Here is a 13008-nt window from a genome sequence, read left to right as displayed (position 1 = left end):
ACCCCGGGCCAGGGGGGCCGGGGGCGGGCCCCCCCGCGCCACCCCCCCCCCCGCACCCCCCGGCGGGGGCGCCCGTTTACCCCGGGCGCCCGCCCCCCCCAACAGCCGCTCCCAGGCCTCCCCAGTCCCTCCCAGCCCTCCGCGGCACCCCGGCAGCAGCGACACGAAGGAGCCCGCCCATGACCATCGCCCCCGGACACCCCGCAAGCACCGCCACGGTCGGCGACCTCATGAAACGCCCGGAACTGCAGATCAGCGACGACGTCATGGTCGACACCGCGATGGACGTCCTGCAGAGCTCCGGAAGCGACCACCTGCTCGTCCGCGACGACGACGGCCGCTGCGCCGGGCTGCTGACCCGCCTGCACCTCGCGCCGTTCCAGGCCCGGTCCTGGTACACCGAGCGCACTCCGGTGCGCGACATCGTCCTCGACCGCGCCCCGTTCGCCACCGCCGACATGCCCGCCACCACGGCGGCCACCACCATGCGCGCCCGCGGCCTGGACGCGTGGCCGGTGGTGGACCACGACGGCCACGCCATCGGCCTGCTCAGCTTCTAGACACGATCCCCTCGACGATCCTCATCAGGCGCTCCCCCGCCTGGTCGACGCTGCCGTTCTGCGCGCAGACCTGCGCCCCTTCGAGCACGAAGGTGATCTCGGCTGCGGTCTGCGCCGGGTCGGGCAGCCGGGCCTCGGCGCACATGGCGACCAGCCTGCGCAGCTGGCGGGCCTTGTGCTCCTCGATGACCTGCCGCGCCGGGTCGGAGCGGTCGGGCAGTTCGGCGATGGAGTTGATGAACGGACAGCCCCGGTGCGAGATGGCCGGCAGCCCCTCGGCGATGAAGCGGGCCAGGCCCAGGATCTGCTCCCCGGGCCGGCCGGGGTGCTCGGCCTCGACCCGGTCGAAGGCCGCCTGGTAGTCGGCGGCGACGATCCGCAGCCACTCCGCGACCAGTGCGTCCTTGGTCTCGAAGTGCCGGTAGATCGCCATCTTGGTGGTCTCGGCCTTCTCGGCGATCGCCTGGACGCCCACCCGCCGGATCCCCTCGCTCTGGAAGAGCTCTTCCGCCGCGTCGAGGATGCGCTCACGCGGCGGAAGCTTCGCCACCCTGCTCGGCCTTCTGGTGCTCGATGTCATGACTGCTCCGTGACGTCCGGTCGGCGGTTCCGAGGGGCCTTCCCACTCGCCTTCCCGCTTCCGCCACGATACCAAGCAGCACCATACGATACCGTTCGGTATCGTCAGATGCTGACCGGTATCGCTCTTTCCGCTGGGAGTGACAAGTGAGGATTGCCGAATACACGAGCTTCGACGCGGTCGGGCTCGCCGAGCTGGTGGCCGACCGCGAGGTGACCCCCGCCGAACTGGAAGCCGTCGCCCGAGGGGCCGCGCAGGCAGTCGATCCGCAGCTCAACGCCATCGTGGAGACCTGGCCCACCGACGACGCGCCCAGCCCGGGCAGCGCACCGCTGGCCGGGGTCCCCTTCCTGATCAAGGACATCGGGGTCGCCATGGCCGGGCGGCGCATGGAGCTGGGCAGCCGTCTCGCGGCCGCACCAGCTACCACTACGGGCAGCAGGTCAGCGGCGCCCAGTTCGTCGCCGCGTTCGAGGTCCGCAACCGGGTCGCCCGCAGCCTGGCACGGCACTTCGACGCGTACGACACCCTGCTCACCCCGACCCTGCCGGAGCTCCCCCCGCTCCTGAACACCTACACCGAGGGCGGGGAGACGCTGGACGGCCTCGGCTGGATCGACCGCCTCCTCGACCGCTCGCCGTTCACCGCGGCGTTCAACGTGGCCGGCACGCCCGCCATGTCCGTACCACTGACGGCCGACACCGGGACGGGACTCCCGATCGGCATGCAGTTCGCCGCCGGGTACGGCCGCGAAGGCCGCCTCTTCCGCCTCGCCGGGCAACTCGAACAAGCGAGCCCGTGGTCGCACCGCACGCCCCCCGTCTGGGCGGGAAACACCCCGGGCCGCTGACGAACGCCCCGGGGAGCCGGGTCGTGCGACCGCACAGAAAACGGCTCGGACGAGCACGACCCGGCGCCCCCGCGTGTGGCCGGCGTGGCTGTCGATGTGCGCCGCCGCAACATCAGCACGCGACCTTCGCGGACCACGATCGCGGCGGCGATGCCCGGGGGCTCGTGAGTGGTCGGGTTCACGTCGGCTCCTCAAGGGGCGGATAGGACGGGTGACTGATCGTGGAGGCGTCTCCGAAGCAACTCGGCGATGTCCGAGGACGCTGCTCGGCGAGACCAGCACCGTGGCCGCCCTCGCTGAGTCAGTGACGCAGAGGGCGGCCCTGGAATTCATGTGCGGCGCAGGAACCTGCGGGGGCCGCGATGACGTCCCGCACGCCGGCCTTCCGCTGTTTCCAAATCTGTTGCTGGACCGGGCTGGCCTGGTTCGTCGTTGAGAACGATCGACTGCCAGACCCGCTCTTGGGGTTCCTGGATGCAGGGCCCGCAGGCGTACATCGCCGCCTGGGCGCCGGCCACGCTCGCCGGGCCGATCCACAGCACGCGTGTCCGCTGCTGACCGCAGTAGAGCCAGCAGACGCCGTCGACCCAGTGGTTGCCGTCGTCCGTGGCGGCCGGGGCGGGCAGGCCGCCACGGACGAAGTCGGCGATCCCGGGTATCACCTGGTGGGCACTGCCGGGTCCGTAAGCACACGTTCCCCCATGGTCAGCTTCCGTCGGCAGCGGCGGTCTCCACCCCGCCGATCGGCGACCACTCCTGTTCCAGGATCGAGTAGGTGATCGAGTCGCGCCACGCGCCTCGGACGAAGACGTGATCGCGGATACGGCCGTCCTCGGTCATCCCGGCCCGGAGGAGAGTCCGCGCCGAAGCCTCGTTGAGTGGCGAGCGGGCTGCCCAGACACGGTGCAGGCCAAGCCTGTTGAACGCCAGCGCGCACAGCAGATGGACGGTCTCCGTGCCCAGCCCCCGCCCCCACACGGCGGGGTGCAGGGCGAAGCCGATGGTGGCCGCCTGCTGGGGCTCGGTCGCCAGGCGGGCGTAGCCGATCAGGTCGTGCTGGCCGAGTCGGGTGACGGCGAGGCAGTACTCCGTCCTTGGGTTGTCCTTCGCCGACGCGATTGAGCGGTCGGTGATCAGCTGGACCTGGTCCAGGGTGCGCGGCTCGAAGCTGAGATGCCGAGTGGCCTCCGGGTCGCCGTAGATGGCCAGAAGGGCGTCGGCATCCCCGGGTTCGACTTCGCGCAGTGCCAGGCGGGGGCCGGCCAGGTGGACTGAGGTCATGGCTGCGGAGCCTACCGGCGTGGTCACCGGATGAGGACCGACGTCGGGGTGGCGGTGAAGGCTTCGATCTCCTCGCGCAGGTTGATGACCGCTCCTCCATCGAGGCGGCTGTCGGCGCGCAGCGCGCTGTGGACGCGCTGGGCACTGCTGGTGATGCCGAAGTTCCTTTGCTCAACGGGGAGATCGAGTACCGGACGAACAGCCTCGGCTGCGCCCTCGAACTCGCCACGGGCGATGCGGGCGAGCGCGAGGTCGGTCTGGGCGCCGGCCTCGTCGCCGAAGGCCCACTCGTCCTCGGCGGCGCTGCGGTACGCGGTGACGGCGGCCTCCGACTGCCTCTCGCCGAGCGCGGGGTCCTCGCCCAGGTGCACGGTGGCCTCAGCGACGTAGTAGAGCTGTCGGGGCACCGGGAAGGTCATGATGCCGCCGAAGCCGTCGAGGTCGTCGAGCTGGACCGCAGCACGGGCGTCCTCCGCTCGCTGGATGGCAGCGCGCGTGGCCTCGCCGTCGCCGAGCAGGGCGTTGGCGCGAGCGGACAGACAGGCGAGCCACACGCTCGTCGTGCCGCGAACGCTGCCGGCAGCGGACTGCCCGAGCGCGGCGTAGTCGGCGGCTTCACCCGGGCGGCCGGCCCAGTAGGCGATGAGCGACTGCAACGAGCGGATCCAGGCGCGCATCGCGTGGTGGTCGGCGTTGTCGGCGCACACGTAGGCGGTGCGGGCCTGCATCATCGCGGCGCTCGGGTTGCCCAGGTCGTGGCTGGCCTTGGCGAGCATCCCCGAGGTGATCCCGGCGAGGAGGTACAGCTCGCGGGCCTGCAGGGGCTTCACCTTGCCGTGCTCCAGCAACCGGAAGGTGAGGTCCTGGACCTCGACCAGGTCGCCGAGGAGAGTGGGGAGGGCTAGCCGGGGATAGGCAGCGGTCAGCCGCCGCACCTCGTCATGGATCTGCCCCAGCGTCTCCGGGCCGACACTGCTGCCCTCCGCCATCGCGGTGAACCGAAGCGCACGACGAGCTGCCATCACAACCTGCCTTTCCAATTCCGTGGTGCCCGCGTCGAGGCGGGTCTCGATGCTGAACGGGCCACCAGCAGGCAGCACGTGCGCCTGCTCGGACGAGAGGAGGACGGGGGCCGTCCGTGGTGGTGGGACGAAGAACGATGGCGCGACGGCTTCCGGACCCGGATTCGCCGGGGCGGGCGCCAGGAGGAGATCGACGCTGACTCCGAACATGGCCTCAAGAACCCGGCACAGGTCCGGATACGGCCGTGTCTTGACCGCGCCGCCGTACCAGCGTTCGAACTGGCGCTTGGAGACCGACAGTCCCTCCAGTCGAGGGTCGTCGTCCTCCCGCGCCAGCCGGTTGGCCGTTGCTTCGAACCGGAGCCGGAAGGTCTCGTGTACCTGCCAGTGCCGCTGTAGCGTCAACACCCTCAACAGCGTTGGATCTTGAGCCACAGCAGATCCTCTCCGATCCCCGTTCGTCTGTTCTGACGATAGCCCTGGCAGCTCGACAGGAAACCCCTTCAGGCGCCGCCCGGCCGAGATGACGGCGGCCATGACGGCAGTCATGACGCGCAACGACGCAAGCCCCTCGCTCCGCCCGCGAACGGCGGCGGCCAGAAGACGGCAGCGGCGTCGTATCGAAGCCCCTCGGCGCGCCGCCATCCTGAGCACTCCTTCGCTTTCCGTGCATTCCTGACAGCGAAGCGTGAGATCAGCTGCTGAGACCAGCAGCCCCCGAGAACACCCACGTCGAGCACCACGTGGACCCGGCCTACCGAGCAGCAGGTCGGCGACGGGAGGGAACTGATGGACAACACCTTGACCACCCTGGCCGGGCAGATCGCCCAACTGGACGCGGTGGATCCCGCACAGCTCGAACGGATTCGCCACGAGGCCCTGACTGCGCGGGCCCCCTGGAAGGCGGAGTACAGCGCCTACCAGTCCGGCGGCTGGTGGACGACCTCGCTCATGAACGCCTCCGGCGACGCCGGCGACGTGACGATCGGCGACTGCACCGCCCAGCCGACCGCGCTCCTCGGACAGATGCCGGCCACCGCCGCTCTGCTGGCCGAGCTGGGCCTGAACTACATGTGGGTGCGCCTGGCCCGCCTGGAGGCCAACGCCTTCCTCTGGGAACACCGCGACTACGACGAACTGGACCAGGTCGAACGGCACCGGCTGCACATCCCGCTGCACACCAACTCCTCCGCGTTCCTGGTCACCGGCGGCACGAAGGTGCACATGACCGGCGGCCGGATCTGGCGGCTGACGCCGACCTACGCGCACGGGGTGTGCAACCTGCTCGGCCCCGACCGCATCCACCTGATCGCCGACGTGTACGCCGACGACGTCTACCGGCGGCTCGCGCGGCGCCCGTCCCTCCACCCTGCGGCTGCGGAACCGCTGCCCACCGCCGACGAAACGATGCTCGCCGAACGGCTGGAGGCCGCCCGCGGCATGGCCGCGCTTGGCTACACCGACGCGGCCGAACGCTTGCTGCTGCGGCTGTTCTACGCGTACGCCCTGCCCGAGGGCACGGTCTACGACCTGATCGCCGAACTGCACACCTCGCTCGGCGACATGGAGGCCGCGACGCGCTGGACGGTGGCCAAGCGGCGCCTCCTCGCCCTCACGCCCTGACCGGCCGCTCACCTCGAACTGTCCACCCCCGCCGGAATCCGAACGGAGGACGCGCATGCCCACCCTGCAACTGGCCGAGCTCACCCAGGCCAACCGCCCGACCCAGCTCCCGCTCCTGGCGAAGCTCGCCGACATCCTGGCCACCTCCCCGGCCGTCACCCACCTGATGGTCCGCGGCTCACTGGCCCACGGCACCGCCGACCGCCTCTCCGACGTCGACTTCGTCGTCGGCGTCCACGACGCCCAGCTGCCCGCCTTCGCCGAGGCCCTGAACGACCTCATGTCCATCGAGGCCGGCGCCCTGCTGCCCGGCTGGCGCGACACGATCGTCGCCGACCTCGGCGGGGTCGGGACGGTCTTCCTCATCCCGGACGAGGGCAGGCTGCACCAGATCGACCTCTACCTCGCGCCTGCGTCCCGCATCCCCCACCTGCAGGCGACGGTCGCCACAGCCCCGCTCCTCGACCGCCGGCCCGCACCTGCCGCCCCGGAAGCGGTCGCGCTGGCCGAGCGCTTCGCCGCCGAGTTCCTCGCCCGGCCGCACTCGTGCACCGAGCTGCTGATCGAGCACCTGGTGCTGGCCGTACTGCTCCACAAGCGCATCAAGCGCGGCCAGCGGTTCGTCGCCTACTCCGAGTGGCACAGGCTGCACACCGCGACGAAGGACCTCATCAAGACCGCCCTCGCACCGGCCTCCCGGTACTGGGGCTGGTACCAGCTCCGCGAGGAGATCGCCGTCACCCCGATCGGCCGGGCCTGCCTGAGCGACCTGGACGCGGCGATCAGCGGGCCGGCGATCCCGCTGGCCGCGGACGTCGACTCGGCGATCGAGCGGATGCTCGCTCTGGTGAACCGCACCTGCCCGGAAGCACTCGACGGACTGCACGACGCCGTCGCCGCCTACCGCACCTACCTGGAGCTGGTGTGAACGCGCTTCACCTCTCGCGCCCGGCGACCAGCCGGGCCCGAGAGGGCCTTACCGCCGTCTTCTTCGGAGGAGTCGTCCCCGCCTCCGAAGAGGAAGAGAAGCTGGCCGAAGAGATCGGCCGGGCCCTGGCCCAAGCTGGCTACTCCCTCCTCCACGGCGGCTACAACGGGCTGATGGAGGCCGCCGCCCGCGGGGCCTCCTCCCAGGGAGCCACGGTCATCGCGGTCACGCTGATCGGCAAGCACGACGAGTGGGGAGCGTTCAACCCGCACGCCACCTCGTCGGTCCACCTGCCCGACCTCGGCGCCCGCCTCAACCACTACCTGGAACACGCCGACCTGGTCGTCGCGATGGGCGGCGGCGTCGGCACCCTGCACGAGCTGACCGCCGCCCTCTACTACGCGACCACCGTCCGCCCCGTGCCGGTTCACCTCGCCGGACCGACCGCCCTTCGCCTGCTCGCCTTCCTACGCGAGGAGAAGTGGCTCTTCGAGACTCCCACTCGGCCGCTCGGCTTCCTCACCGCCACCGAGTCCGCCGACGCCTTCCGCGCCCACCTCACCGCCCTCGCCACGGCCCCGATCGGAGGAGCATGACCACCAGCACGTCGCTGGCCGGCCTCGCCGCCAGGCTCACCGAAACCGCATATGTCAACGCCCCGTTCAAGCTCGCCGACGGCACCCAACTCGACGCCCACTTCGACGAGTACCGTCTCGCCGCCGACCCGACACTCCTGCGCGACGTTGCCGCCGCCATGACCACTCTCGTCCCCGACAACGCCCAGGTCCTAGCCGGCATCGAACTCGGCGGCGTCCCCCTCGTCGTCGCCCTGTCCGCCGCCACCGGCCTGCCCGCCGTCTTCCTGCGCCGCCAGCCCAAGGGCTACGGCTCCCACCGCCAGATCGAAGGCGCCGCCATTGACGGCCGTCGAACCGTCCTCGTCGACGACGTTGTTCGCTCCGGCGGCCAACTGCTCAACATGGCCCGGATCTTGCGGATATCAGGAGCCCCCGTCGCCGACGCTCTGTGTGTGCTGGAGCGCCCGCTCGGTGGACGCATGCTGCTGGCCGACCAGCGGGTCACCCTGCACAGCCTGCTCACCGAGGCTGACCTGCCCTCGCCCAGGAACGGAGATGCGGCGTGAGGCGAGTCGCACTCTTCGACGTCGACGGCGTACTCGTCGACAGCAAGGCTGCCCAACTCGCCGCCCTGGCAGGGTTCGCGACCTCCGCACTCGGCCGCCGCGTCAGTGTCGCGGACCTCCCGCCGTGGGCCGCGACGGCCCCGCGAGCGCAGGTGCTGGCCGAGCTGGGCCTGTACGGAGCGATCAACGAGGACGGCTGGGATGCGGCCACCGCCACGGCCAGCCTCGACGCCGTCGTCTTCCCATTCGTCAGGGACACCTTGAAGAAGCTCCGGGCCGAGGGCCTGGCCACCGGCATCGTCACCCGGCGGGACCACCGCCGGCTGGGCTGGCTGCTGCCGCCGGACATCCTCGACCTGATGGACACCGTCGTCTGCTACGAGGACGCGATGCCCAAGCCCGCGCCCGACGGACTGCACCTCGCCCTCGACCGACTCGGCGTCGCTCCCAGCGCCGCCGTCTTCGTCGGGGACACGGACGCGGACATCTACGCCGCCAGAGCGGCGGGCGTCACCTCCGTGGGTGCGGGCTGGGGCTTCACCGAGCCCGAGGCGCTCGCAGGCTTCGGAGCAGACCTGGTCCTGCTCGACCCTGCCGAGCCCACCGACGTGCTGCTCGCCCTGCTGCACGCGGGATAGTCCGACAGGAACTGCAAGCGATCTTGACGTCAGATCAGTTACGCTGGCCGGAGCAGTTGGTGGTGCAGCACACAGGATCAACGCGTGGGCTGCGCCACCAGTGAGCAGTGAGCAACGGATCTGGAGTCATGGTCTACACCGTGGGGGCGCGAGCTATCTGCGTCGAGCTGGAGAACTGAGAACTTCTCAGTCCCTGTTCTCGGCCCGGCTCGGCGTGTGATCTCCCCCCATCCTCCACGACTCTTCCGTGAGGCCATACCGCCATGCGCTCGACGCAGATCCGCTCCACCTTCCTGGACTACTTCACCAACCGCGGCCACCGCCAGGTCCCGTCCAGTCCCCTCATCCCCTCCGACCCGACCCTGCTGCTGGCCAACGCTGGCATGAACCAGTTCAAGCCCTACTTCCTGGGCGAGGTCACCCCGGAGTACCCGCGCGCCACCAGCATCCAGAAGTGCGCCCGTACCTCCGACATCGACAACGTCGGCCGCACCAACCGGCACGCCACGTTCTTCGAGATGCTCGGCAACTTCTCCTTCGGTGACTACTTCAAGGCCGACGCCATCGCCTACGCCTGGGAACTCCTCACCCAGGGCTACAACTTGGAGAAGAACCGGCTCTGGGTCACCGTCTACCAGGACGACGACGAGGCCGAGCAGCTCTGGCGCAAGATCGGCGTCCCCGCCGAGCGCATCCAACGCCTGGGCATGGACGACAACTTCTGGTCCATGGGCGTCCCCGGACCCTGCGGACCCTCCTCCGAACTCCACTACGACCGAGGCCCCGCCTTCGGCCCCGAAGGCGGCCCCGCCGTCGACGGCGAGCGCTTCATGGAGATCTGGAACCTCGTCTTCATGCAATCCCAGCGCGGCGAGGGCGACAAGAAGGGCAACTTCCCGATCCTCGGCGACCTCGCCCAGCAGAGCATCGACACCGGCCTCGGCCTCGACCGCCTCGCCGCGATCCTCCAGGGCGTCGAGAACGTCTGCACCACAGACCTGCTCCTGCCCACCCTCAAGACGGTCCAAGAACTCGCCGGTCGCGACTACCCCGGCACCGGCGAGGAGAAGATCTCCTTCCAGGTCGTCACCGAGCACGCCCGCTCCATCGCCTTCCTCATCGCCGACGGCGTCCTGCCCGCCAAGGACGGACGCGGCTACATCCTGCGCCGCCTCATGCGCCGCGCGATCCGCCACGCCCGCCTGCTCGGAATCGACCAAGACGTCCTCGCGCCGACCACCAGCAGCCTGATCGCCAACCTCAGCGCCGTCTGGACCGAACTCTCCGACCAGGCCGCCCTCATCGAGCAGGTCGTCACCGCCGAGGAGGAGTCGTTCACCCGCACCCTCACGCAGGGCACCCGGCTGCTGAACGCCGCGATCACCCGTACCCGCAAGACCCGCTCCAGCACCTTGCCCGGCGAGACCGCCTTCGAACTGGCCGACACCTTCGGGTTCCCCCTGGAACTGACCGTCGAGGCAGCCCACGACGCCGGACTGGCGGTCGACGAGGACCGCTTCGCCACCCTGCTGGACGAGCAGAAGAAGCGTGCCAAGGCCGGCGGCAAGGCCAAGACCACCGAAGCCCTGCGCAAGCAGGACACCTACCGCGAGCTGTCCGCCCACCTGCCCCGCACCGACTTCCTGGGCTACGACCACCTCACGGCAGAGGTCACCGTCCTGGGCCTGATCTCCGACGGCGCCGTCACCACCGCCCCCGAAGGCGCCAACGTCGAACTCGTCCTCGACCGCTCCCCGTTCTACGCCGAGGCCGGCGGCCAGATCGGCGACACCGGCACCCTGCGCACCAACGACGGCACGCTGTTGCGGATCACCGACACCCGATATGGCCTGGAAGGCTTCCGCGTCCACAGCGCCCGCGTGATCGAAGGCGAGATCCGCACCGGAGCGAGCGGCGAAGCCACCGTCGACGCCGACCGCCGCAAGGGCCTCATGCGCTCCCACTCGGCCACTCACATCCTGCACGCCGTCGTCCGCGCCACCCTCGGCGACCACGCCCGCCAGCAAGGATCCCTCGTCGAACCCGACCGGCTCCGCTTCGACTTCGCCCACTTCTCCGCCCTCAACCCCGACCAGCTCGCCGAGATCGAAGCCGCCGTCAACGCCCACGTCCTCGACGACCCGGGCGTCCGGGCCTGGTACGCCGACCGCGTCGAAGCCGAGGCCGCCGGCGCCATCGCCCTGTTCGGCGAGAAGTACGGCGACACCGTGCGCATCGTCGACATCGGCGACTTCTCCCGCGAGCTGTGCGGCGGAACCCACGTCGGCCACGGCTCCCAGGTCGGTGCCTTCCGCCTGCTCAGCGAGTCCTCGGTCGGCTCCAACCTCCGCCGCATCGAAGCCCTCACCGGCCACGGCACCCTCCGCCACCACGACACCGAACGCCGACTGCTCGAAGAGGTCTCCACACTCCTCGGCACACGCCCCAAGGATGCCCCCGAGGCCCTGCACAAGCGCCTCGACGCCCTGGCCATCACACAGCGGGAACTCGTCCGCCTGCGCGAGGCCGACCTACGGAACCAGGCCGGACAACTCGCCGAGGGCTCCCGCCAGGTACCCGGAGGCCGGATCGTCTCGCAGCGGGTCACGGGGCTGGGGGCGGATGACCTCCGCGTCCTCGCCGCCGGCACAGCCGACCGCCTCCGCAACGACCGCGCCGTGGTCGTTCTCGGGACCGAACACGACGGCAAAGCCCTGCTCGTCGCCGCCATCACGCCTAGTCTTCTCAGCGACGGAGCCGAGGCCAGCCAGATCCTTGCGGGTGCTGCCCGCGCCGTAGGCGGCGGAACAGGCGGCAAGGGGCCAGTCGCCAACGCCGGAGGCCGCCGCGTCGAAGCCCTGGACGAGGCCCTCAGCATCGCTGTCCAGGCGGCGACCCGCGTCCTCAACCAGTAGACGTCCGCGTGCATGAGCATGCTGTGGGCGGCGGTCCCGGCGCGGAGCCGCCGCCCAGCGCATGCCTCCGCCACCACGATCAGCGGGCCAGCAGGTCTTTCACCAGGACAACGCTTTCGTAGTTGGTGACGTCCCACCGCCACGTGCCCACCGTGACGTAGCCATGCCGGCGGTACCAGCCGACCAGCTCGCTCGCCTGGGACGACGTGTCGATCACTATCTGTCCGCAACCCAACGCGGCAATCCGCTCCTCCGCGAGCACCAGCAGCCGCTGACCCAGCCCGGTGCCCCGCCACGACGGCTCCACCGCCAGCTGCCAGAACGACCCCGCGCCCGCCGGAGCCGGGTATCCCTCCGGGGCCGCGAAAGGAGCCGCCACCGTCACCGTCGCCACCATCTCGTCCCCCTGGAACGCCACCCAGCACTCACCCTTGCCCAGGCGGTAGGCCGTGTCCTGCGCGGACTGGTACGAGGCAAAGAAGACCCGCCCAGCGGCGGCGTGATCGGCGTATGCGAGATGCAGCAGGCGGGTCAGCTGCTCCGCCGAGTCCCCTTCGGCGAATCGCCGCACGGTGCCGAGGCCAAAGGGGCGCTCTCGGGCCGCCGGATCAGTCGATCGAAAAGTCACAGCAACAGTGTCGGCCGAACGTTGACCTACGGCCTGCTGGGTGATCGATGCTTCGGCCAGGACTTAGGTGGTAACCCAGCGTGGACCACTACAGTCGTTGCCATGAGCGACTCCGACGCGCCTGAGGTCGTTGCCCAGCCGCGCACCGCCGCCGGCGTGCTGTTCTTCGACGAAGCTGACCGTGTGCTCCTGGTGAAGCCCACGTACAAGCCGGGATGGGAGATCCCTGGCGGTTACCTCCACCCCGGTGAGACTCCGAGCGAAGGCGCGGCCCGGGAGGTCAAGGAGCTCCGGCATGGTAGGACCGAGTACCTCGACGACCCCGACGCGCCGAAGGCCAACACCCTTATCCCCGCCAGCAACCTGCTCGTCGTCGACCACACCGGCGCCATCCTGCTCCAACGCCGCCGCGACACCGGCCAGTGGGCCCTGCCCGGTGGAGCCCAGGACATCGGGGAGACCGCCGCCTAGTTGTACTGGCCCCTGAGGTAGGGACTGCTTCCTGAAGTCTTCGGCCTCCTCGTCGTTCGCCCAACAGGGGCCGTCCAACAGATAGGGGGAGTTCGGGAGCCCCGCGGGTCGTGACAGCATCGACGTGCAGCCGGGAAGCCCGGGCGCCGACCGCCTCCAGGACGGCCCCGACACGTGCCAGATCCGTGCCGGAACGGGTGGAGAACAGTGGACAGCAGCGGTCTGCACCGGGCCCCGAAGGACTGGTCGGGCCAGCATCCATGCAGGTCAGGGCAATGCCGGTGAGTTAGGGCGTTTCCGCAGGTAGAGCGCATGGCGGTGGCCGATTTGGGCGGATAGCCCGCTGTCGGCATGGGGAATTTCACCAC

Annotated in this window: 11 protein-coding genes and 4 pseudogenes; 10 read left to right on the top strand and 5 right to left on the bottom strand. The window is 70.3% G+C overall.

Translation table 11 applies throughout. From position 1 onward, the window contains the following. Positions 1-179: 179 nt before the first annotated feature. On the top strand, positions 180-560 hold the full coding sequence (locus tag ACFV6D_RS37515; RefSeq protein WP_380481389.1) for a CBS domain-containing protein: 381 nt from the start codon (positions 180-182) through the stop codon (positions 558-560). On the opposite strand, the gene ACFV6D_RS37510 is transcribed toward ACFV6D_RS37515, so the two are convergent. Further along, positions 550-1140 (bottom strand): TetR/AcrR family transcriptional regulator, encoded by a 591-nt coding sequence (locus tag ACFV6D_RS37510; protein WP_380563204.1) that lies wholly within the window; start codon positions 1138-1140, stop codon positions 550-552. The two genes, ACFV6D_RS37515 and ACFV6D_RS37510, sit on opposite strands and share 11 nt — an antisense overlap. A gap of 146 nt (positions 1141-1286) precedes the next feature. On the opposite strand from ACFV6D_RS37510, the pseudogene ACFV6D_RS37505 reads away from it, so the two are divergent. Next, a pseudogene (locus tag ACFV6D_RS37505) lies at positions 1287-1990 on the top strand (amidase family protein). A gap of 91 nt (positions 1991-2081) precedes the next feature. Here the strand turns inward: ACFV6D_RS37505 and ACFV6D_RS37500 are convergent. From ACFV6D_RS37500 to ACFV6D_RS37490, 3 genes and pseudogenes are all read right to left on the bottom strand, one after another. Beyond that, positions 2082-2172 (bottom strand): annotated as a pseudogene (locus ACFV6D_RS37500) (NUDIX hydrolase); the annotation flags it as partial. Positions 2173-2695: 523 nt separating this feature from the next. Next, positions 2696-3271 carry a GNAT family N-acetyltransferase gene (locus tag ACFV6D_RS37495; RefSeq protein ID WP_380563202.1) on the bottom strand — a complete coding sequence of 192 codons (576 nt, stop codon included), beginning with the start codon at positions 3269-3271 and terminating at the stop codon, positions 2696-2698. Between the two features lie 23 nt (positions 3272-3294). Next, a complete protein-coding gene (locus tag ACFV6D_RS37490) occupies positions 3295-4701 on the bottom strand; it encodes a hypothetical protein (RefSeq protein WP_380563200.1) in 1407 nt (468 codons plus the stop codon). Between the two features lie 381 nt (positions 4702-5082). Here ACFV6D_RS37490 and ACFV6D_RS37485 point away from each other — a divergent pair, with 381 nt between their 5' ends. The 6 genes from ACFV6D_RS37485 (at position 5083) to alaS (ending at position 11541) form a co-directional block, all read left to right on the top strand. After that, a complete protein-coding gene (locus ACFV6D_RS37485; RefSeq protein WP_380481399.1) occupies positions 5083-5916 on the top strand; it encodes an aspartyl/asparaginyl beta-hydroxylase domain-containing protein in 834 nt (277 codons plus the stop codon). A gap of 55 nt (positions 5917-5971) precedes the next feature. Beyond that, positions 5972-6844, top strand: coding sequence for a hypothetical protein (locus tag ACFV6D_RS37480; RefSeq protein WP_380563198.1), 873 nt, complete (start codon positions 5972-5974; stop codon positions 6842-6844). Continuing rightward, a complete protein-coding gene (locus tag ACFV6D_RS37475; RefSeq protein ID WP_380563196.1) occupies positions 6841-7440 on the top strand; it encodes an LOG family protein in 600 nt (199 codons plus the stop codon). The genes ACFV6D_RS37480 and ACFV6D_RS37475 overlap by 4 nt, the downstream gene beginning before the upstream one ends. Then, a complete protein-coding gene (locus tag ACFV6D_RS37470) occupies positions 7437-7988 on the top strand; it encodes an orotate phosphoribosyltransferase (protein WP_380563194.1) in 552 nt (183 codons plus the stop codon). Before ACFV6D_RS37475 ends, ACFV6D_RS37470 begins: the two co-directional genes overlap by 4 nt. Continuing rightward, a complete protein-coding gene (locus tag ACFV6D_RS37465; RefSeq protein ID WP_380563192.1) occupies positions 7985-8626 on the top strand; it encodes an HAD family hydrolase in 642 nt (213 codons plus the stop codon). The genes ACFV6D_RS37470 and ACFV6D_RS37465 overlap by 4 nt, the downstream gene beginning before the upstream one ends. Positions 8627-8889: 263 nt before the next feature. After that, a complete protein-coding gene (gene alaS / locus ACFV6D_RS37460) occupies positions 8890-11541 on the top strand; it encodes an alanine--tRNA ligase (RefSeq protein WP_380563190.1) in 2652 nt (883 codons plus the stop codon). Between the two features lie 79 nt (positions 11542-11620). On the opposite strand, the gene ACFV6D_RS37455 is transcribed toward alaS, so the two are convergent. After that, entirely contained in the window at positions 11621-12169 is a 549-nt protein-coding gene (locus ACFV6D_RS37455) for a GNAT family N-acetyltransferase (protein WP_380563188.1), read from the bottom strand. Here ACFV6D_RS37455 and ACFV6D_RS37450 point away from each other — a divergent pair. Further along, positions 12059-12445 (top strand): annotated as a pseudogene (locus ACFV6D_RS37450) (NUDIX domain-containing protein); the annotation flags it as partial. The gene ACFV6D_RS37455 and the pseudogene ACFV6D_RS37450 overlap by 111 nt on opposite strands. A 72-nt stretch (positions 12446-12517) precedes the next feature. Continuing rightward, a pseudogene (locus ACFV6D_RS37445) lies at positions 12518-12637 on the top strand (NUDIX domain-containing protein); the annotation flags it as partial. Positions 12638-13008 lie beyond the last annotated feature (371 nt).

It is taken from the genome of Kitasatospora sp. NPDC059812 (assembly GCF_042732075.1).
Taxonomy (GTDB): domain Bacteria; phylum Actinomycetota; class Actinomycetes; order Streptomycetales; family Streptomycetaceae; genus Kitasatospora.
Note: the sequence above shows the minus strand (reverse complement) of the source record. Positions and strands in the feature narration are given on the sequence as shown.